The sequence below is a fragment of the Mycobacterium arosiense ATCC BAA-1401 = DSM 45069 genome, assembly GCF_002086125.1.
GTDB classification, from domain to species: Bacteria; Actinomycetota; Actinomycetes; order Mycobacteriales; family Mycobacteriaceae; genus Mycobacterium; species Mycobacterium arosiense.
On the sequence record NZ_MVHG01000001.1, the window covers coordinates 165,598 to 186,846 of the forward strand.

The window sequence follows — 21,249 nt, forward strand, 5'->3', positions numbered from 1 at the left end:
TCAGCGCAGTGTCGGCGGAGGTTTCTGAGAGAGGCTGGAAGCGATGACCATGACTTATCAGGAACAGCAGATGCTGCAAGCCGCCACCGGACGCGCTGCCATCCTGGATCTGGATGCCCGGCACAATCGGGCCTACTCCGACGGTGATCGCGACCGCTGGGTCGCCACCTTCCGTCATTCCGGTGCCAGCTATACCCGCGACGGTGAGCAGTTCAGCGACCTGCGTTCGGCCTTCGACGGTGGTGACGGCCAACGACTGGTCACGGTCGATCACGAGATCCGCGTCGACGGGGTCAACGGGACTCAGCGTTGTGTCGCCGTGCTTTTCGCCGCGATGTATGGCGACACCACGCTGCGGGCCACCGGGACCTTCCGCGACACATTGATCTACGAGCGGGGCGGCTGGTACTTCACTTCGCGTACCCTGCAATGGGATTCCGTCCCGAGTCGCCACCCCCTCGTTATGTGAGCGGCACCGATACGTGGACCAGGATTTCGGTCAGCGGTTGGCCTTCGGCACCTACGACGATGCGCTGCGGATGGTCGGCGCGCAAAGCGAGCCACGCGTCGCCAAAACCGCGGTCAGCGCCGCACGCATCCAGCTGTTCGCCGCGATGGTGCGCGACGGAAACCGCTCGTACTGGGACCCGGAGTTCGCCCGGCGGCATTGGGGAGGATTGCTCGCACCGCCCGCGCTGTTGATGGGCTGGCTGATCCCACCGCCGTGGCAACCCGGGGGGAGGAGCACTCCTTCGTTGATCGCCCTTCAGGTGCCGCTGCCCGGCACCACGTTCATCAACGCGGCCAACGAGGTTGAGTTCGGTCAACCCATCGTCGAAGGCGACGTGCTGACCGCAGTCGACGAGCTGGTCGCGGTGTCGCCGGAGAAGCAAACGCGGCTGGGCGTCGGCCATTTCGTCGAGACGCTGGAGACCTATCGCCGTCAGGACGGGACCGTGGTCGCCACCAATCGCAATACCTTGTTCCGGTTTACGCCGGGAGCGTCCACGTGACCGACGACGGCCTGGATTGGCACCGGATCACCGTTCCCGTCGACCTGCCCGAGGTGATCGACCACATCAGCTACCAGCGGGTGGTGGAGAACGCCGGGGCGACGTGGGACTATTTCCCCGGCCATTTCGATCCGAATTACGCTCAGGCGCAGGGCAATCCGACGATCTACGTGAACACGATGCACCTGGCCGGATTCGCCGACCGCGTCGCGACCGACTGGGCGGGTCCGCGATCCCGCGTGGTGCGCCGGTCCATGCGGCTGGCCGGGTCGGTGTATGCCGGCGACACGATGATCGGCCGGGGCCGGGCCGTGGCGAAGCGCCGGGACACCTCGGTGTTCCCGCCGCGCTGCCTGGTCGACGTCGAAATCCAGGTGACCAATCAGCATGGCGCGCTGTGCTGTCCGGTTGAGCTGACCTTGCAGGTGCCCGGATCCGCGCAGCACGGCGATGGATGACGTGGGCGAGTCACCTGATATTGAGTCCACTCGGATTCAGAGTCGGGCTATTGTGTTCCGGCTTCAGTTGATCTCGCCGGCAACATCGTGTGCAGCACTGGAACACCGCCCCAGAACACTTCGACGACCTCCGCCGGGAACTCCGCAGTAAGCCCGCCACGCATGCCGTTCACGTTAAAGGCGGCATGGAAGAAATCACCACCCCAGGCTCTTTGAGCGGGACAGACGTTTCTGCGATCCGCGACGCTGGACGGACCTAGTGGGCGCCGGCGAGCAGTGGGCTCAAGTGTGCGTGCCGTTGTGCGCTGGTCTCGTTCATGCCGACCAGGGTGACGTTTTTGCCCTTGGACTCGTATTTGTTCGTGATGGCGTCCAGGGTGGCCACGCTGGAGGCGTCCCAGATATGGGCGTCGCTCATGTCGATGACGATGTTAGTTGGGTCGCTGGTGTAGTCGAATTGGTAGATGAGGTCGTTGCTTGAGGCGAAGAACAGCTCACCTCTGACCGCGTAGACGCGGGTGTCGTCGTCGGGATGAGCGATGTCGACCACGTCGGTGACATGCGCGACGCGTCGCGCGAACAACACCATCGCGGCCAGCGTGCCCACAGCTACACCAAAGGCCAGGTTGTCGGTGGCGACGGTGACGGCGACCGTGGACAGCATCACGACGGTCTCGCTTTTGGGCATGCGTCGCAACGTTTTCGGATTGATGCTGTGCCAGTCCATGGTGCCTACTGACACCATGATCATGACAGCGACCAGAGCGGCCATGGGAATCTTGGCGACCAGATCGCCAAGCCCGACGACCAACGCCAGAAGAAACGATCCGGCTAGGAACGTCGAGATCCGGGTGCGGGCGCCACTGATTTTGACGTTGATCATGGTCTGGCCGATCATTGCGCACCCGCCCATGCCGCCGAAGAAGCCGGTGACGACGTTGGCCACGCCTTGGCCGAGGGCTTCGCGTGGCTTGTTGGAGTGGGTGTCGGTGATGTCGTCGACCAGTTTGGCGGTCATCAGCGATTCGAGCAGCCCGACCAACGCCATCGCCAGCGCGTAGGGGGCGATGATTCCGAAGGTGTGCGTAGTCAGAGGCACGTCCGGCATCAACAGCCGCGGCAGGCTGGTGGGCAGTTGTCCTTCGTCCCCGACGTTGGGTACCGACCACTTCAGCACGATGGTCGCGGCGGTCAGAACGACGATCGCCACCAGGGGCGCCGGAATGACGGTGGTCAGCCTCGGCAGCAGCACGATCATGGCAATGCCCGCGGCGACCATCGGATACACCAGCCATGGCACCCCGCGTAGGTGCGGCATCTGGGACAAGAAAATGAGAATTGCCAAGGCATTGACGAAGCCGACCATGACGCTGCGCGGCACGAATCGCATCAGCTTCGCCACACCGAGTCCGCCGAGGAGGAGTTGCAACAGCCCAGCCAAAATGACGGCGGCAACCAGGTAGTTCACGCCGTATTCGCGGGTCAGCGGCGCCACGACCAGGGCCACCGCACCGGTGGCCGCTGAGATCATCGCGGGCCGTCCTCCCACGATCGCGATCGTGACGGCCATGGTGAACGCTGCGAACAATCCGACCCGTGGATCGACCCCGGCGATGATGGAAAATGCGATGGCTTCAGGGATCAACGCCAGCGCAACCACGAGGCCCGCCAGCACTTCCCTGCGTAGGCGGCGCGGTGAGCGCAGTGCGCCCACTACCGACTGTTCGTCAGCTGGTGTGGTGGCCTGTGTTGCCACGGTTGTCATGACAGCTCCGTTTCGTACGGACGCGCGGCGAGGCGCGGGCGGCTAAGTCAATTGCCAACGTAATCGCCGCACTGCACGAGAAGCGTTGCCGCCGAGCACCTTTGCATCACTGCGTAAACAACGCCTGCCCGGTCCATCCGGATCCGGTGCGACTCGGCTAACCGAAACTCTACCCGTACAGCAGGGCGAGGCGGCAAATTCAGATGCCGCGATTGTGACCAAGGACACAACGATCCTCCGGACTAGAAGGCAGCCAACCGCAGACTTCGGTTATCGGCGACGGCAAAGCCATGCGAGATGTTTGCCGAGACCCAACCGATGAGCGGCTGATGCCGGATCTGACCCTTGATGTGCTGGTGCATACCGGCTGGACTCCGGATGGTGTGAAGTGTTGACGTTGGATTGCCGGCAGATGCCCAGGCCGTGGCTCGCGCCCAGGATGTTCAATGCCCGGTCGCGATAAGCGGCGGGAGAAACGAACTCGAGGTGCAGGCAAGGCTTTTGGCACGGCATGGCCGCGACCCGTCGTGGAGACCGGAAACGCTATAGCGGTGGCATCTGCCCCTTGCATATCACCGTCTGCAACTCGACGTACTCGTGCAGCCCCTCGGGCCCGAACTCCCGCCCGATGCCGGACTGCTTGAAGCCGCCAAAGGGTGCGCCGATGTCCAGGGTGTACATGTTGATCCCGTAGGTCCCGGTGCGGACCGCGGCCGCAACCTCGAGGCCGTGCTCGATGTCGGCGGTCCAAACCGAACCCGCCAAGCCATAATCGGTTTCGTTGGCGATGCGGACGGCGTCGTTCTCGTCGCGGTACCGCAGCACGGTCAGCACCGGCCCGAAGATCTCCTCGCGGGCGATGCGCATGTCGTTGGTGGCGTCGGCGAACAACGTCGGCTGCACGTACCAGCCGCGCTCGGATGGGCTCTGTTCGCCCCCGAGCACGACGCGAGCGCCTTCGCTGCGGCCCGACTTGATGTAGTCCTGCACGCGGCGCTGCTGTCGTTGGGCCACAAGAGGTCCGATGTCCGTCGACTCGTCGGCCGGGTCGCCGACATTCAGCGCCGACATCATGCCGGCTAGCGCGTCGACGACCGCGTCGTGCTTGCGGTCGCTGACCAGGATCCTGGTCTGCGCGACGCAGGCCTGGCCGTTGTTCATCAGGCCCGCGGACTTCAGGCCGGCCACCGTCTTGTCGATGTCGGCGTCGTCGAGGATGATGGCCGCGGACTTGCCGCCCAGCTCCAAGCTCACCCGCTTCAGCTGCTCGCCGCACAGCGCGGCGATGCGGCGCCCGACGGCACTGGAACCGGTGAACGCGATCTTGTCCACTCCGGGATGGCGTACCAGCGCCTCGCCGACCTCCGGGCCGCCGGGCAGCACCGACACCACGCCGTCGGGCAACCCGAGCTGCTCGATCATCTCGGCCAACCACAAGGCGTCCAACGGGGTTTCGGGTGCGGGCTTGATGATGACCGTGCAGCCCGCGATCAACGCCGGGATCAGCTTGGGCATGATCAAAAATTGCGGCACGTTCCATGGCACGATCGCCCCGACCACCCCGACCGGAGCCCTGCGCAGGTGTACTTCGCCGAGCACCCCTTGGCGGCGTTCCTCCCATGGGAACTCCCGGGCGGCGGCCAGCGAAAAGTGCATCAGCGCTGCTGCCGCCGCCCCCTGGCCCATCCGGCTGAAGCTGCGCGGCGACCCCATCTCGTCGGTGATGAGATCGGCCATCTCGTCGGCGTGGCCGGCATAGATTCCGGCCAGCTCTTCGACCTTGGCCATCCGCTCGGCATGGCTCAGCCGTGGCCACGGACCGTGATCGAAGGCGTGCCGTGCGGCGGCGACGGCCGCCTCGACGTCCTCGGGGCCTGCGACCTGGACGTGCCCGATCGGCTCCTGGGAGTGGGGCGAGATCACCGCGAGCTGCTGGGGATTGGCGGGTTTGCGCCACTGCCCCCCAACGAACAACTCGTCATAGCAGCGATGGCCGGAAGTCTCTGTCATCGGGGCACTTCCTCGGGGGATCGGAGCGCGACCGCAATTTCGCTATTCACGCTAACATAGCGAAAAAAGCAGCGAGGCCCGATATGACCAGCGATTGGCGCAGTTACCCGTTTCGTTTGGTGCCCGGCGATGACCAGTTGGAATTTCCCGCCGCCGAAGGCGAACATGCCGACCAGGAGTCGGACACCTGGTTCATCGCCGGCCCGCTCGACGCCGCCGCGACCGGTCGATCGTTTGCCTTCCTGACCATCTTCAACAAGAACCGGCCCGGGGGCACGGTGGTCGCCGACTTCTATACGCTGGCGCTGTTCGACCTCGACACCGGCGACTACGGGACGTTCACCGACTACGACATGCCGCCGGGCAATATGGAGCCCGGCGCCCAGCCGAAGCTGACGATGGCGTCGGGCCATCTCGACATCAACTATCACAGCGGCGCGGGAACCGCGTCGTGGACGACCAGCCGCAACGGCGATGGCGAACTGCTGCCCTACACCTACCGGGTGAGCCTGGTCGGAACGGATCAATCCGGCCGGCCCATGCGACTGGATCTGGCCGTAACACCAACGCGCGCACCGACACCGGTGGGTGCATCGACGTACAACGGAAAGATCGTCTGCTTCGGTCAAAGCGACACCTATTCCTATTTTCAGACCGGAATGGCCATGACCGGCACCTTGCGCTGGGGGGACGTGGTCCAGCAGGTATCCGGCACCAGCGGGCACGTCGACCGGCAGTGGTTCCCCAAGTACGCCGGCGGAGGTGGGTCCGGGGGAGACCCGCGGGCCAGGTCGCACGAATGGCGCACCATCAACTTCGACAACGGCGTCGACCTGAGCATCTGGCGCCAGTTCGACCGCACGGACGGCAATGCGCTGCAGCCGTTCACCGGTATCACGACAAGTCACCCAGACCCCGCGATCGCACCGCAGTGTGCCGAAGACATCGAGGTCACGGTCAGCAGCTACGTGCGATGGCCCGAGGCCATGCGTCCCCTCGTGCGACCGCTCGCCCCGGCGCGGTACATGCCCGACCGGCACCGGATCACCTGTCCCACATTGCAATTGGACCTGGTTGGTGAGCCACTGGTGCCCGCCCCGGCACACGGGCTGCCGATCGAATACATGGAGGGCCCCTACCGCTACCGCGGAACCATGTGGGGAGAACCGGTGACGGGCTTCGCTTTCAACGAGCGCTCGCTGGCACTATACCGGGATTGGGAACTCGTCGACGTGCTGTCCACCACCGTCGCGAACCTGGCCCGGCCGAAGCCCGGATTACAGACCATGGTGGATCAGCTCGCGCCCCTGGTGGCCGCCGGGCGCCGCAAGGACGCCGTTGAGCTGCTGTTCAGCTCGGCGCCTGTCGAAAACGACATGCTGGCAAGACTTTTCGACGATCTTATCGCGGTGCTGTCAGTCGGCGGAGGCTGAGCGCAACAGCGCCCGGGCCCACGTGATGTGGCGATGCTGCAAACCCGGCTCGTTGCGGCCGAACACCAGGTGATCGCGGACTCCGGACTCCAGATTGGCCTGCAGCCCCTCGACCAGCCGGTAGTCCTCGTCGCGCACGGTGGCGTGCGCATACTCGAAGACGGCCTGGGCCCCGGCGGCCACCGCCTCGTCGGAGAGGTCCTGCGGAGTTGCGTTCTGATGGACGGTGATTGATCTGCCCGGCCGGTCGCCGGGGTAGACGCGGAACAGCTCACCGTTGGCGATGGTCACCGACAGCACGATGTTGGGGAACAGCGCATAGATCACCACCATGTTGTGGAACGGGTTCCACTGATCCTCGGGCATGTTGTCGAGATCCAGGATGGTGTTGAGCGGGAAGATAAGCCGGTGGTGCGGCCCATAGGAGTCGAACAGCGTGCAGTTGCTGCGCGCAATCGTGGCAAAGGTCTGCTGATGGACGGTGGCGAAATGGTAATTCTCGGCGAAGGTGTCGATCGCCAGCTTCCAGTTGATCGGGGCGTCCAGCACTTTCTCGCCCAGCGGCGACCAGCGGCCGATGCCCCAGGAGTCCAGTTCCTCGGCTAGCGGGCCCAGGTGTGCGCCCACATCCAGTGTCGCCCCGGGATCCAGGGCCACCCAAAGGAATCCAGCGAACTCGGTGGCCGGGAGTTCGGTCAGACCATCGAACTTGACCGTCACTTCCGGGAACCCCTCACGTCCCGGAAGTGCCACCAGGCGCCCGGTGTTGTCGTATGTCCAGGCGTGATAGGGGCAGGTGAACCGCTTGGCGATGCCGCATCCCGTCGCCACCTGTGACTGGCGGTGCAGACACACGTTGTCGAACGCCTTGACCGATCCGTCGGAAATTCTGGTGAGCAGGATGGACCGCCCCATCACCGTCTTGGTGCAATACGCCCCGGGGACAGGAAGTTCCGAGACATAGCCGACCAGTTGAGGACTGGCGAGCAGCATGGCGCGATCCCGGTTGTGTCGCTCGATACCCGTGTAGTCCCGTGCGTCGACGGTGTGCTGGCCGGGTGCGAGGTCGGTGGTCTTGTCCCGCGCCAACTTCAACGCGCGCCGCGTCAGGTCGATCAGCTGGCTGTGTTCCATCCGCCCAGTAAAGACCTTGTCACGGTTGTAAGGTCAAGGAGTGGCTGAGCAGCTACTGATCGGCGACGTCACGGCCTTGACCGGCATCGCTTCCGGCCGTATTCGCCATTACGAGAAAATCGGCCTGCTGCGCGCGCAGCACCTGGCCAACGGTTACCGCGTTTTCGGCGTCGAGCAGGTTCTCGACCTGCTGCGCATCGATCTGCTGCGAAGTCTTGGCGTCGGTATCAACGACATCCAGCGCCTGATGGAAGGCGGACACAGCACGCTGGCCGACCTGCTCGACGCGCACCGCACGCTGCTGGTCCAGGAACGTGAGCGGCTCGACCAACTGATCCGGGCCATCGACGAATCCTGCGCCGCCACCGAATATTCCGGCGCGGACCTCAACGAGCACATCCTGCACCGATTGGCGACGACGCACCGCGACAGCATCGGCGTGATCGGGCGGCTCAGCGCCCCGCTGTCGGCGCCCGTCGCCGCGATGTACGCGGACCTGTTCGGCGAGTGGGAGTTACCGGTTCCCCCCTTGTTCGGCCAAATGTTGCTGCCGAGCGCCGCCAGCACGTTGTTGTCGCGGCTGGCCGAGACGCCGGGCCGCGCGGTGCTGTTCGGTCGGTTGCGCAACCTCGCCGCCGACGTGATCGCGCTGGACGAAGACGCTTCGGCGGCGGGAGAGCTGGCCCGCCGTTGGATCGACCAGCAGCTGGCCGACCCGCTGCCCGACGACGTGGTCGGCGTGCTGCGGGGCGTGCAACCGCTGTTGGAGCACGACCCGGTGATGGTGCAGGGATTCCGCGCCTGGGCGGCATCGATCAGTCCGGCGGCCGCGCGCTTCATCCACGAGATCGCCGAGCAGACCGCTCGTCGCGGATTGGAGGCTGTCAGCGTCATCGTGCTGCCCGCGCCGCAACCCGATCAAACGAACGATGCGACACCGTGATGCAGATGTGATCTGTGTGACCAATGAGTCATATGGGGTTTGTGTCGTACCCTGTGGCTTGTGTCATCCGTTTCACGACGCGACCTGCTCAAATTCGCGGCCGCAACCCCGGCCCTACTGGGCCTGGGCGCCGCGGGCGCATCCCTGAGCGCCGCACCGGCGTCGGGCTCGCTCGGCACCCTGCTCGACTACGCGGCCGGCGTCATTCCGGCCAGCCAGATCAGGGCCGCGGGCGCCGTGGGGTCGATCCGGTATGTCTCGGACCGTCGCCCCGGCGGCAACTGGATGCTCGGCAAGCCGATCCAGGTTGCCGAGGCGCGCGACCTCAACAGCAACGGGCTCAAGATCGTGTCCTGCTATCAGTACGGCAAGGGCAGCACCGCGGACTGGCTGGGCGGTGCCAGCGCCGGCCTGCAGCACGCGCAGCGTGGGATGCAGCTGCACGCCGCGGCCGGCGGGCCCGCCGGCGCACCTATTTACGCCTCGATCGACGACGACCCCTCCTACGAGCAGTACAAGGGCCAGGTGGCGCCGTACCTGCGGTCGTGGGAGTCGGTGATCGGTCATCAGCGCACAGGCGTGTACGCCAATTCGAAAACCATCGACTGGGCGCTGCACGATGGATTGGGCTCTTACTTCTGGCAGCACAACTGGGGCTCGCCGAAGGGATACGCCCATCCGGCGGCCGACCTGCACCAGGTTGAAATCGACAAACGCAGCGTCGGGGGGGTCGGCGTGGACGTCAACGAGATCCTCAAGCCTCAATTCGGCCAGTGGGCGTAGGCCCCGATTCCATCGTGCGGCCCGGCCGGGACGCGGACTCTTAAAATTCCAGCAAACACTCGTTCGCTCGTTTTCGCGGCGGGTGCGGGCGGCGATCCGTCGTCCGACGCCGCCGAGGGCGCCGCGACGGCACTCCGCGGCCCAAAATTTTTATATAACGATTCGATAACAAAACTGCCTTGATCTGCGCAGTTATAGCTACTCGACCGTAACCACCTGCATGCAGCGGGTTTGTTGATCGGGTCCGCGCCGCCGGTGGAACCGCGTGTTACCCAGGACACGGTTACCCATGCGTAGAACTCACCAGTAACCGATCAGCACGCGAAACAAGGGCTGATCCTTATGACACTCTTAGTACAGCCGATGCAGCCCGTCGCGCCGCTTCGCACCATTCGGGCGGCCCCGCCGACAACGCACCGGCCAGCCGCTTCCAGGCCGTGATTCGACGCCGAACCACGCCGCATCGACAGAACCCCGCCAGGCGGTGGTGACCGCCGACGACGAGACTCAAAGACGCATACAGGGGAGACAGACAAGGTGACGATCCACGAGCACGACCGGGTGTCCGCTGACCGCGACGGCCGAGGCAAGGACCCACAACCCGGCGACACCCACGCCCTTGTCGACCGCCTGACGGCCGGCGAACCCTACGCCGTGGCATTCGGTGGCCAGGGCAGCGCCTGGCTGGAGACCCTCGAAGAGCTGGTGTCGTCGGCCGGCATCGAGTCCGACCTGGCAACGCTGGTCGGTGAGGTGAACCTGCTCCTCGAGCCGGTGGCCAAGGAACTCGTCGTGGTCCGCCCGATCGGTTTCGAGCCGCTGACCTGGGTGCGTGCGTTGGCGGCCGAGGACCCGGTCCCCTCGGACAAGCATCTGACCTCGGCCGCGGTGTCGATACCGGGCGTGCTGCTCACCCAGATCGCGGCCGTGCGTGCGCTGGCGCGGCAAGGCATGGACCTCAGGGCGACGCCTCCGGTGGCCGTGGCCGGACATTCGCAGGGTGTGCTCGCCGTCGAGGCGCTCAAGGCCGGGGGCGATCGTGACGTCGAACTGCTGGCGTTGGCCCAGCTGATCGGCGCGGCCGGGACGCTGGTGGCCCGTCGCCGCGGCATCTCGGTCCTTGGTGACCGGCCGCCGATGGTGTCGGTCACCAACGCCGATCCCGACCGCATCGGCCGGCTGCTCGACGAGTTCGCACAGGACGTGCGCACCGTGCTGCCGCCCGTCTTGTCCATCCGCAACGGCCGCCGTTCGGTCGTCATCACCGGCACCCCGGAACAGTTGTCCCGCTTCGAGCTCTACTGCCGGCAGATCTCGGAGAAGGAAGAAGCCGACCGGAAGAACAAGCTGCGCGGCGGCGACGTGTTCGCGCCGGTCTTCGACCCGGTGCAGGTCGAGGTGGGCTTTCACACGCCCCGGCTGGCCGACGGCATCGACATCGTCGGCGGCTGGGCCGAGAAGGTGGGCCTGGACGTCGAGCTGGCCCGCCAGCTCACCGAGTCGATCCTGGTGCGCTCGGTCGACTGGGTGGAGGAGATCACCCGGGTCAACGACGCCGGCGCTCGCTGGATTCTTGACCTGGGACCCGGCGACATCCTGACCCGGCTGACCGCGCCGGTGATCCGCGGCCTGGGGGTGGGTATCGTGCCGGCCGCGACCCGCGGCGGTCAGCGCAACCTGTTCACCGTCGGCGCCGTCCCCGAGGTGGCGCGGGCCTGGTCGAGCTACGCCCCGACGCTGGTTCGCCTGCCCGACGGCAGGGTCAAGCTCTCGACGAAATTCACCCGCCTGACCGGCCGTTCGCCGATCCTGCTGGCCGGCATGACCCCGACCACCGTGGACGCCAGGATCGTGGCCGCCGCGGCCAACGCCGGGCACTGGGCCGAGCTGGCCGGCGGCGGGCAGGTCACCGAGGAGATCTTCGCCGACCGCGTCGAGCAGCTGGCCGGGTTGCTCGAGGACGGTCGCACCTACCAGTTCAACGCGCTGTTTTTGGACCCGTACCTGTGGAAGTTGCAGGTCGGCGGCAAGCGGCTGGTGCAGAAGGCGCGTCAGTCGGGCGCGGCCATCGACGGCCTGGTGATCAGCGCCGGCATCCCGGATCTGGAGGAGGCCGTCGAGCTGATCGACGAGCTCGGCGAGGTCGGCATCAGCCACGTCGTCTTCAAGCCCGGCACCGTCGAGCAGATCCGCTCGGTGATCCGCATCGCCACCGAGGTGTCCACCAAGCCGGTGATCGCGCACATCGAGGGCGGGCGCGCCGGTGGCCACCACTCGTGGGAAGACCTCGACGACCTGCTGCTGGCGACTTACTCGGAATTGCGGTCCCGCTCCAACATCACCGTCTGCGTCGGCGGCGGCATCGGCACGCCCGAGCGGGCGGCCGAATACCTGTCTGGGCGCTGGGCGCAGGCGTACGGCTTCCCTCTGATGCCCATCGACGGCATCCTGGTCGGCACCGCGGCGATGGCCACCAAGGAAGCGACCACCTCACCGTCGGTCAAGCGGATGTTGGTCGAGACCCAGGGCACCGACCAGTGGATCGGCGCCGGAAAAGCCTCGGGCGGAATGGCTTCCAGCCGCAGCCAGCTCGGCGCGGACATCCACGAGATCGACAACAGCGCCTCGCGGTGCGGCCGCCTGCTCGACGAGGTCGCCGGTGACGCGGACGCCGTCGCGGAGCGTCGCGACGAGATTATCGCGGCGATGGCCAACACCGCCAAGCCGTACTTCGGCGATGTCGGTGAGATGACCTACCTGCAGTGGCTGCGGCGCTACGTCGAGCTGGCGATCGGCGACGGCGACTCCACCGCCGACACCGCGTCACCGGGCAGCCCGTGGTTGGCCGCCACCTGGCGCGACCGCTTCCAGCAGATGCTGCAGCGCGCCGAGGCGCGGTTAGACCCGCGAGAATTCGGCCCGATCGAGACTCTGTACAACGACGAAGCGCTGCTGGAGAACCCCGAGGCGGCGATCGATGCGCTGCTCGACCGCTACCCCGACGCCGAGACGGTCCAGCTGCACCCGGCCGACGTCCCGTTCTTCGTCACGCTGTGCAAGACGGCGGGCAAGCCGGTCAACTTCGTGCCGGTGATCGACAAGGACGTCCGGCGCTGGTGGCGCAGCGATTCGCTGTGGCAGGCGCACGACGCCCGCTACGACGCCGATCAGGTGTGCATCATCCCGGGCACCGCGGCCGTGGCCGGCATCACCCGGATGGACGAGCCCGTCGGTGAACTGCTGGACCGCTTCGAGCAGGCGGCCATCGACGAGGCGCTCGCCGCCGGAGTGCAGCCCATGGCCGTCGCGTCACGCCGGATGGGCCGCACCGACGTCTCCGGGCCGTTGGCGGTCGTGCTGGACGCCCCCGATGTCCAGTGGGCCGGCCGGACCGCGAGCAACCCGGTGCATCGAATCGCCGATCCCGCCGAGTGGCTGGTGTATGACGGACCCGAGAGCCGCCGCGCCACCCATTCGTCCACCGGGGCGCGGCTGCAGGTCGAAGGCGACCGCGTCGTCCTCAGTGTGCCGGTGTCGGGCACGTGGATCGACATCCCGTTCACGTTGCCGCCCAACACCGTTGACGGTGCCACCCCGGTGGTCTCCACCGAGGATGCCGCCACGGCCATGCGGGCGGTGCTGGCCATTGCGGCCGGGGTCGACGGGCCGGGCTTCTTGCCCGCGGTCACCGACGGCACGGCCACCGTCACGGTGGACTGGGACCCCGAGCGGGTCGCCGACCACACCGGTGTCACGGCCACCTTCGGAGAACCGTTGGCGCCAAGCCTGACTACCGTCCCCGACGCGCTCGTCGGGCCGTGCTGGCCGGCCGTCTTCTCGGCGATCGGCTCGGCCGTCACCGACGCCGGCGTTCCTGTCGTCGAGGGCCTGCTGAGCCTGGTGCACCTGGATCACGCCGCCCACATGGTCGGCAGCCTGCCGAAAATCCAGTTGCAATTGACAATCACCGCAACGGCTTCGGTGGCCATCGACACGGACATGGGGCGCGTCGTCCCCGTCTCGGTGACCATCGCCGACACCGACGGTCAGGCGATCGCCACCCTCGCTGAGCGTTTCGCCATCCTCGGCCGCACCGGCGCTGCCGAACTGACCGATCCGACGCGTGCCGGTGGTGCGGTCTCGCAGAACGCGACCGACACCCCGCGTCGGCGCCGCCGCGACGTCACCATCACCGCCCCGGTTGACATGCGTCCGTTCGCGGTGGTCTCCGGTGACCACAACCCCATCCACACCGACCGGGCCGCCGCGTTGCTGGCCGGCCTGGAATCGCCCATCGTGCACGGCATGTGGCTGTCGGCCGCGGCCCAGCACGCGGTGACCGCCACCGATGGCCAGGCCCGCCCGCCGGCGCGGCTGATCGGCTGGACCGCCCGCTTCCTGGGCATGGTGCGTCCCGGCGACGAGGTCGCGTTCCGCGTCGACCGTGTCGGAATCGACCAGGGCGCAGAGGTTTTGGAGGTCGCCGCCAAGGTCGGATCCGATCTGGTGATGTCGGCGACGGCCCGCCTGGCCGCCCCGCGCACCGTCTATGCGTTCCCCGGCCAGGGCATTCAGCACAAGGGCATGGGCATGGATGTCCGGGCCCGGTCCAAGGCCGCCCGCAAGGTGTGGGACAAGGCCGACAAGTTCACCCGCGACACCCTGGGCTTCTCGGTCCTGCACGTGGTCCGCGACAACCCGACCAGCATCATCGCCAGCGGTGTGCACTACAACCACCCCGAGGGCGTGCTGTACCTGACGCAATTCACCCAGGTCGCGATGGCCACGGTGGCGGCCGCGCAGGTCGCCGAGATGCGCGAGCAAGGCGCCTTCGTCGATGGCGCCATCGCCTGCGGCCATTCCGTCGGCGAGTACACCGCGCTGGCCTGCGTGACGGGCATCTACGAGCTGGAAGCCTTGCTGGAAACGGTGTTTCACCGCGGCTCGAAGATGCACGACATCGTGCCGCGCGACGAGTTGGGCCGGTCCAACTACCGGCTGGCCGCGATTCGGCCGTCGCAGATCGACCTGCCCGACGACGAGGTTCCGGGGTTTGTCGCCGATATTGCGGCGAGAACGGGCGAGTTTCTCGAGATCGTCAACTTCAATCTACGCGGTTCCCAGTACGCGATCGCCGGCACGGTCCGCGGGCTCGAGGCACTGGAAGAAGAGGTGGAGCGGCGGCGCGAGATCACCGGCGGCAAGCGCTCGTTCATCGTGGTGCCGGGCATCGACGTGCCTTTCCACTCGCGCGTGCTGCGGGTCGGTGTGGCGGAGTTCCGGCGGTCGCTGGACCGCGTCATGCCGCGCGATAAGGATCCCGACATCATCATCGGGCGCTACATCCCCAACCTGGTGCCGCGTCCATTCACCCTGGACCGCGACTTCATCCAGGAGATCCGCGACCTGGTGCCGGCCGAGCCGCTCGACCCGATCCTCGCCGACTACGACACCTGGGTTGCCGAACGGCGGATCGAGATGGCCCGCACCGTCCTGATCGAGCTGCTGGCATGGCAATTCGCCAGCCCGGTGCGCTGGATCGAAACCCAAGACCTGCTGTTCACCGAGCAGGCCGCCGGCGGTCTCGGCGTGGAGCGGTTCGTCGAGATCGGTGTGAAGTCCGCACCGACCGTCGCGGGGCTGGCCGCCAACACCCTCAAGCTGCCCGAATATGCCCACAGCACAGTCGAAGTGCTCAACGCCGAGCGCGACGCGGCGGTGCTGTTCGCCACCGACACCGACCCCGAGCCGGAGCCCGAGGAGGGGCCGCGGGATTCCGACGCTGCCGCGTCGGACGGTGCACCCCTAGCTAGTGTCGCGCCGGCCGTCGCTGCGGCTGCCGCCGCAGCTCCCAGCGGCGCTCCGAGGCCGGACGACATCGGGTTCGATGCCGCCGACGCGACGCTGGCGCTGATCGCGCTGTCGGCCAAGATGCGCATCGACCAGATCGAGGAGCTGGACTCCATCGAATCCATCACCGACGGCGCGTCGTCGCGACGCAACCAGTTGCTGGTGGACCTGGGCTCGGAGCTGAATTTGGGCGCCATCGACGGCGCCGCCGAAGCCGACCTAGCCGGGCTGCGCGCGCAGGTGACCAAGCTGGCGCGCACCTACAAACCTTACGGCCCAGTGCTTTCCGACGCGATCAACGATCAGTTGCGCACGGTGCTGGGGCCCTCGGGTAAGCGGCCCGCCGCCATCGCCGAGCGGGTCAAGAAGACCTGGGAGCTCGGCGAGGGCTGGGCCAAGCACGTGACGGTCGAGGTCGCACTGGGAACCCGCGAGGGCACCAGCGTCCGGGGTGGCGCCATGGGGCACCTGCACGAGGGCGCACTGGCCGACGCCGCCTCCGTCGACAAGGTGATCGATGCCGCGGTGGCCTCCGTCGCCGCGCGGCGTGGCATCGCGGTGACGCTGCCGTCGTCGGGCGGGGGCGGCGGCGGTGCGACCATCGACGCCGCCGCGCTGGGCGAATTCACCGAGCAGATCACCGGCCGCGACGGCGTGCTGGCCTCCGCGGCGCGCCTGGTGCTCAACCAGCTGGGCCTCGACGACCCGGTCAGCGTGTCCCCGGCGGCCACCGATGCCGAGCTCATCGACCTGGTGACCACCGAACTCGGCGCCGACTGGCCGCGGCTGGTGGCGCCGGTGTTCGAGCCGAAGAAGGCCGTGCTGTTCGACGACCGGTGGGCCAGCGCGCGCGAAGACCTGGTCAAGCTGTGGCTGGCCGACGAGGGCGACATCGATGCCCGGTGGGTCGAACTGTCCGAAAGGTTCGAGGGCGCAGGCCATGTCGTGGCCACCCAGGCCACCTGGTGGCAGGGCAAGGCCCTGTCCGCGGGTCGGCAGATCCACGCGTCGTTGTACGGCCGCATCGCGGCCGGCGCCGAGAACCCGGATCCGGGCCCGTACAGCAGCGAAGTCGCCGTCGTGACGGGGGCGTCCAGGGGCTCGATCGCCGCGTCGGTGGTCGGGCGGCTGCTCGACGGCGGGGCCACCGTCATCGCCACCACGTCCAAGCTCGACGACGAGCGGCTGGCGTTCTACCGCGGGCTCTACCGCGACCACGCCCGGTACGGCGCGGCGCTGTGGGTGGTGGCCGCCAACATGGCGTCCTACTCCGACATCGATGCGCTGGTCGAATGGCTGGGCACCGAGCAGACCGAAAGCCTTGGGCCGCAGTCGATTCACATCAAGGATGCGCAGACCCCGACGCTGTTGTTCCCGTTTGCAGCGCCGCGGGTCGCGGGTGATCTGTCCGAGGCCGGCTCTCGCTCCGAGATGGAGATGAAGGTCCTGCTGTGGGCGGTGCAGCGGTTGATCGGCGGGCTGTCGAAGATCGGCGCCGAGCGCGACATCGCGTCGCGGCTGCACGTGGTGCTGCCGGGGTCGCCGAACCGCGGCATGTTCGGCGGTGACGGCGCTTACGGTGAGGCCAAGTCGGCGCTGGACGCCTTGGTGAGCCGCTGGCACCCCGAGTCGTCCTGGGCGGCCCGGGTCAGCCTCGCGCACGCGCTGATCGGTTGGACCCGCGGCACCGGGCTGATGGGCCACAACGATGCCATCGTCGACGCGGTCGAGGAGGCCGGCGTCACCACCTACTCGACCGACGAGATGGCGGCAATGTTGCTGTCCCTCTGCGACATCGAGTCCAAGGTGGCCGCGGCGAGTGCGCCGATCAAGGCGGACCTGACCGGCGGCCTGGCAGAGGCGAACCTGGACATGGCCGAGCTGGCCGCCAAGGCCCGCGAGCAAGCCACCTCGGCATCGGGCGACGAGGCCGACGCCTCCGAGGCCGGCGGCACCATCGCCGCGCTGCCGTCCCCGCCGCGCGGCTTCACCCCGGCGCCACCTCCGCAATGGGCGGACCTCGACGTCGACCCGGCCGATCTGGTGGTCATCGTCGGTGGTGCGGAGCTGGGGCCCTACGGCTCGTCGCGGACCCGCTTCGAAATGGAGGTCGACAACGAACTGTCGGCGGCCGGCGTCCTGGAGCTGGCCTGGACCACCGGGCTGATCCGCTGGGAGGACGACCCCCAACCCGGTTGGTACGACACGCAATCCGGTGATCTGGTCGACGAGTCCGAGTTGGTCGAGCGTTATCACGACGCCGTCGTGGAGCGCTGCGGCATCCGTGAATTCGTCGATGACGGCGCGATCGACCCCGATCACGCGTCCCCGCTGCTGGTGTCGGTGTTCCTGGACAAGGACTTCGCGTTCGTGGTGTCCTCGGAGGCCGACGCGCGCGCGTTCGTCGAGTTCGATCCGGAACACACCATCATCCGGCCGGTGCCCGACTCCAGTGACTGGCAGGTGATCCGCAAGGCGGGCACCGAGGTTCGGGTGCCGCGCAAGACGAAGCTGTCGCGGACAGTCGGCGCGCAGATTCCCACCGGGTTCGACCCGACCGTGTTCGGCATCAGCCAGGACATGGCCAGCTCGACCGACCGGGTGGCGCTGTGGAACATCGTCGCGACCGTCGACGCATTCCTGTCTTCGGGATTCACTCCCGCCGAGTTGATGAGGTGGGTGCACCCGGGGCTGGTGGCCAGCACGCAGGGCACCGGCATGGGCGGCATGACGTCGATGCAGACGATGTATCACGGCAACCTGCTCGGCCGGAACAAGCCGAACGACATCTTGCAGGAAGTTCTGCCGAATGTCGTTGCCGCGCATGTTATTCAAAGCTATGTCGGCAGTTACGGCGCGATGATCCACCCGGTGGGCGCCTGCGCGACCGCGGCGGTGTCGGTCGAGGAGGGGGTCGACAAGATCCGCCTCGGCAAGGCCGAGCTGGTGGTCGCCGGTGGATTCGACGACCTGACGCTGGAGGCCATCATCGGCTTCGGTGACATGGCGGCCACCGCCGACACTTCCATGATGCGCGGCCGCGGCATCCGCGACTCGAAGTTCTCCCGGCCCAACGATCGTCGCCGGCTGGGGTTCCTCGAGGCGCAGGGGGGCGGCACCATCCTGCTGGCTCGCGGCGACCTGGCCCTCAAGATGGGGCTGCCGGTGCTGGCCGTGGTGGCCTACGCGCAGTCGTTCGCCGACGGTGTGCACACCTCGATCCCGGCGCCGGGGCTGGGCGCGCTGGGCGCCGCGCGCGGCGGCAAGGATTCGGTGCTGGCGCGGTCGCTGGCCAAGCTCGGCGTGGGCGCCGACGACATCGCCGTGATCTCCAAGCACGACACGTCGACGTTGGCCAACGATCCCAACGAGACCGAACTGCACGAGCGGGTCGCCGATTCGCTCGGCCGCTCCGAGGGTGCTCCGCTGTTCGTGGTGTCGCAGAAGAGCCTCACCGGGCACGCCAAGGGCGGCGCGGCGGTCTTCCAGATGATGGGCCTGTGCCAGATGCTGCGCGACGGGGTGATCCCGCCGAACCGCAGCCTGGATTGCGTCGACGACGAACTGGCCGGCTCGGCCCACTTCGTGTGGGTCCGCGAGACCCTGCGGCTGGGGGAGAAGTTTCCCCTGAAGGCGGGGCTGCTGACCAGCCTTGGCTTCGGCCATGTTTCGGGCTTGGTCGCGCTCGTGCACCCGCAGGCTTTCGTCGCCGCGCTCGACCCGCAGCAGCGTGCTGACTACCAGCGGCGCGCGAACGCACGCCTGCTGGCCGGTCAGCGGCGGCTGGCGTCGGCGATCGCGGGTGGGGCGCCGATGTACGAGCGGCCACCGAACCGCCGCTTCGACGCTGACGTTCCGGAGAAGCGTCAGGAGGCGGCGATGCTGCTGAACCCGGATTCGCGCCTGGGTGACGGCGAGGCCTACCAGGTCGCTGCCGAATGACGGCGATGATCCGTTAGCCTGGCCAGCCATGGGAATTGTCGGTGTGGGGATCGATCTCGTCTCCATCCCTGATTTCGCCGAGCAGGTCGACCAACCGGGGACCGTCTTCTCCGAGACGTTCACCCCGGGCGAGCGCCGCGACGCCTCGGACAAGAGTTCGTCGGCGGCGCGTCACCTGGCGGCCCGCTGGGCGGCGAAGGAGGCGGTGATCAAGGCGTGGTCGGGATCGCGGTTCGCCCAGCGTCCGGTGTTGCCGGAGGACATCCACCGCGACATCGAGGTGGTCACCGACATGTGGGGCCGCCCGCGGGTTCGGCTGAGCGGCGACGTCGCCAAACACCTGGCCGACGTGACCATTCACGTGTCGCTGACGCACGAAGGGGATACCGCCGCCGCGGTGGCAATTTTGGAGACCCCTTGACGTACCTCGGCGAGCGTGCGTGTTTGTACGCGACACGCCGGCGACTGATGGCACTCTGCGCACGCTCGCGCGTCGCGCCGGGCCGCGGCTAGCCTCGATTTCATGAGCGATCTGGTTGAGCGGGTCCGCGAGGTACTGCCGTCGGTGCGGCGCGATCTGGAGGAACTGGTGCGCATCGAATCGGTGTGGGCCGACCCCGGCCGCCGCGACGAGGTGCACCGCAGCGCGCAGGCCGTCGCGGATCTGTTGTCGCAGGCCGGTTTCGGTGACGTGCAGATCGTCAGCGAAGGGGGAGCGCCGGCGGTCATCGCGCGTCACCCCGCGCCGGACGGCGCGCCGACCGTGCTGCTCTACGCACACCACGACGTGCAGCCCGAAGGCGACCGCAGCCAATGGCTCTCGCCGCCCTTCGAGCCCACCGAGCGCGACGGCCGGCTCTACGGCCGTGGCAGCGCCGACGACAAGGCCGGCATCGCAACACATTTGGCGGCATTTCGGGCGCATGGCGGGCGGCCGCCGGTGGGCGTGACCGTCTTCGTCGAGGGCGAAGAGGAATCCGGGTCGCCGTCGTTGGGCCGGCTGCTGGCCGCCCACCGCGACGCGCTGGCCGCCCAGGTGATCGTGATCGCCGACTCGGACAACTGGAGCACCGAAATCCCGGCGCTGACGGTCACGCTGCGCGGCCTGGTCGACTGCGTGGTCGAGGTGGCCACCCTGGACCACGGCCTGCATTCCGGCATCTGGGGCGGTGTGGTGCCCGACGCGCTGAGCGTGCTGGTGCGGCTGCTGGCCAGTTTGCACGATGACGATGGAAACGTGGCCGTCGCCGGTCTGCACGAAAGCACCGCCGCCCCAGTCGATTACCCGCCGGAGCGGGTGCGTGCCGACTCCGGATTGCTGGACGGCGTGTCCGAAATCGGCTCGGGTTCGGCGCCGCAGCGGCTGTGGGCCAAACCCGCCATCACCGTGATCGGCATCGACACCACCGCCATCGAGAAGGCGTCGAACACCCTGATCCCGCGGGCGCGGGCCAAGATCAGCATGCGCGTCGCGCCGGGCGGCGACGCCGCGGCACACTTGGACGCGTTGACCGCGCACCTGCAAGAGCATGCGCCGTGGGGCGCGCACGTCAGCGTCACCCGCGGGGACATCGGCGAGCCCTACGCCATCGAAGCCACCGGCGGCGTCTATGACGCCGCGCGCCAGGCCTTCCGCCAAGCGTGGGGGACCGACCCGATCGACATGGGCATGGGCGGGTCGATCCCGTTCATCGCCGAGTTCGCCGAGGCATTCCCGCAGGCCAAGATCCTGGTAACCGGCGTGGAGGACCCCGCAACGCAGGCCCACAGCATCAACGAGAGCCTGCACCTGGGCGTGCTGGAACGCGCGGCGATCGCCGAGGCGCTGCTGCTGGCCAACCTGGGCTGAGAGGGAACGTCAACCCCTCAAAACGCTTAACGAGACGGACGGTCTCGTCGCATACTGCTTCTAGTCGCA

The 21,249-nt window shown here is 67.6% G+C and carries 12 protein-coding genes; 9 read left to right on the plus strand and 3 right to left on the minus strand.

Annotated elements, in window-relative coordinates:
- The first annotated feature begins 43 nt into the window (after positions 1-43).
- From BST14_RS00780 to BST14_RS00790, 3 genes are read left to right on the plus strand one after another with little or no spacing between them, the layout of a single operon-like run.
- On the plus strand, positions 44-469 hold the full coding sequence (locus BST14_RS00780) for a nuclear transport factor 2 family protein (RefSeq protein ID WP_083062688.1): 426 nt from the start codon (positions 44-46) through the stop codon (positions 467-469).
- Positions 470-482: 13 nt separating this feature from the next.
- A complete protein-coding gene (locus tag BST14_RS00785; protein WP_083062689.1) occupies positions 483-1,013 on the plus strand; it encodes an FAS1-like dehydratase domain-containing protein in 531 nt (176 codons plus the stop codon).
- Entirely contained in the window at positions 1,010-1,471 is a 462-nt protein-coding gene (locus BST14_RS00790; RefSeq protein WP_083062690.1) for a MaoC/PaaZ C-terminal domain-containing protein, read from the plus strand. Before BST14_RS00785 ends, BST14_RS00790 begins: the two co-directional genes overlap by 4 nt.
- Before the next feature lie 256 nt (positions 1,472-1,727).
- Here BST14_RS00790 and BST14_RS00795 read toward each other — a convergent pair whose 3' ends face one another.
- Together BST14_RS00795 and BST14_RS00800 are read right to left on the minus strand one after the other, a co-directional pair.
- Positions 1,728-3,236, minus strand: coding sequence for a SulP family inorganic anion transporter (locus BST14_RS00795; RefSeq protein WP_083062691.1), 1,509 nt, complete (start codon positions 3,234-3,236; stop codon positions 1,728-1,730).
- A gap of 543 nt (positions 3,237-3,779) precedes the next feature.
- A complete protein-coding gene (locus BST14_RS00800; protein ID WP_083062692.1) occupies positions 3,780-5,246 on the minus strand; it encodes an aldehyde dehydrogenase in 1,467 nt (488 codons plus the stop codon).
- A gap of 83 nt (positions 5,247-5,329) precedes the next feature.
- Here BST14_RS00800 and BST14_RS00805 point away from each other — a divergent pair, with 83 nt between their 5' ends.
- Positions 5,330-6,679, plus strand: a complete 1,350-nt coding sequence (locus tag BST14_RS00805) for a lipocalin-like domain-containing protein (protein WP_083062693.1) — start codon at positions 5,330-5,332, stop codon at positions 6,677-6,679.
- Here BST14_RS00805 and BST14_RS00810 read toward each other — a convergent pair.
- On the minus strand, positions 6,662-7,813 hold the full coding sequence (locus BST14_RS00810) for an aromatic ring-hydroxylating oxygenase subunit alpha (protein WP_083062694.1): 1,152 nt from the start codon (positions 7,811-7,813) through the stop codon (positions 6,662-6,664). The genes BST14_RS00805 and BST14_RS00810 overlap by 18 nt on opposite strands.
- Positions 7,814-7,853: 40 nt before the next feature.
- On the opposite strand from BST14_RS00810, the gene BST14_RS00815 reads away from it, so the two are divergent.
- The 5 genes from BST14_RS00815 to BST14_RS00845 all read left to right on the plus strand — a co-directional run bounded on the left by BST14_RS00815 (position 7,854) and on the right by BST14_RS00845 (position 21,180).
- Positions 7,854-8,756, plus strand: coding sequence for a MerR family transcriptional regulator (locus BST14_RS00815; protein WP_083062695.1), 903 nt, complete (start codon positions 7,854-7,856; stop codon positions 8,754-8,756).
- Between the two features lie 60 nt (positions 8,757-8,816).
- Positions 8,817-9,539, plus strand: a complete 723-nt coding sequence (locus BST14_RS00820) for a DUF1906 domain-containing protein (protein WP_083062696.1) — start codon at positions 8,817-8,819, stop codon at positions 9,537-9,539.
- Between the two features lie 537 nt (positions 9,540-10,076).
- The gene (locus BST14_RS00835; protein WP_083062698.1) at positions 10,077-19,331 is read left to right on the plus strand and encodes a type I polyketide synthase; all 9,255 of its coding nucleotides are present in this window, start codon (positions 10,077-10,079) and stop codon (positions 19,329-19,331) included.
- Positions 19,332-19,359: 28 nt separating this feature from the next.
- On the plus strand, positions 19,360-19,752 hold the full coding sequence (acpS, locus tag BST14_RS00840; RefSeq protein WP_083062699.1) for a holo-ACP synthase AcpS: 393 nt from the start codon (positions 19,360-19,362) through the stop codon (positions 19,750-19,752).
- A 102-nt stretch (positions 19,753-19,854) separates the two neighbouring features.
- Entirely contained in the window at positions 19,855-21,180 is a 1,326-nt protein-coding gene (locus tag BST14_RS00845; RefSeq protein ID WP_083062700.1) for a dipeptidase, read from the plus strand.
- The last annotated feature ends 69 nt before the right edge of the window (positions 21,181-21,249 follow it).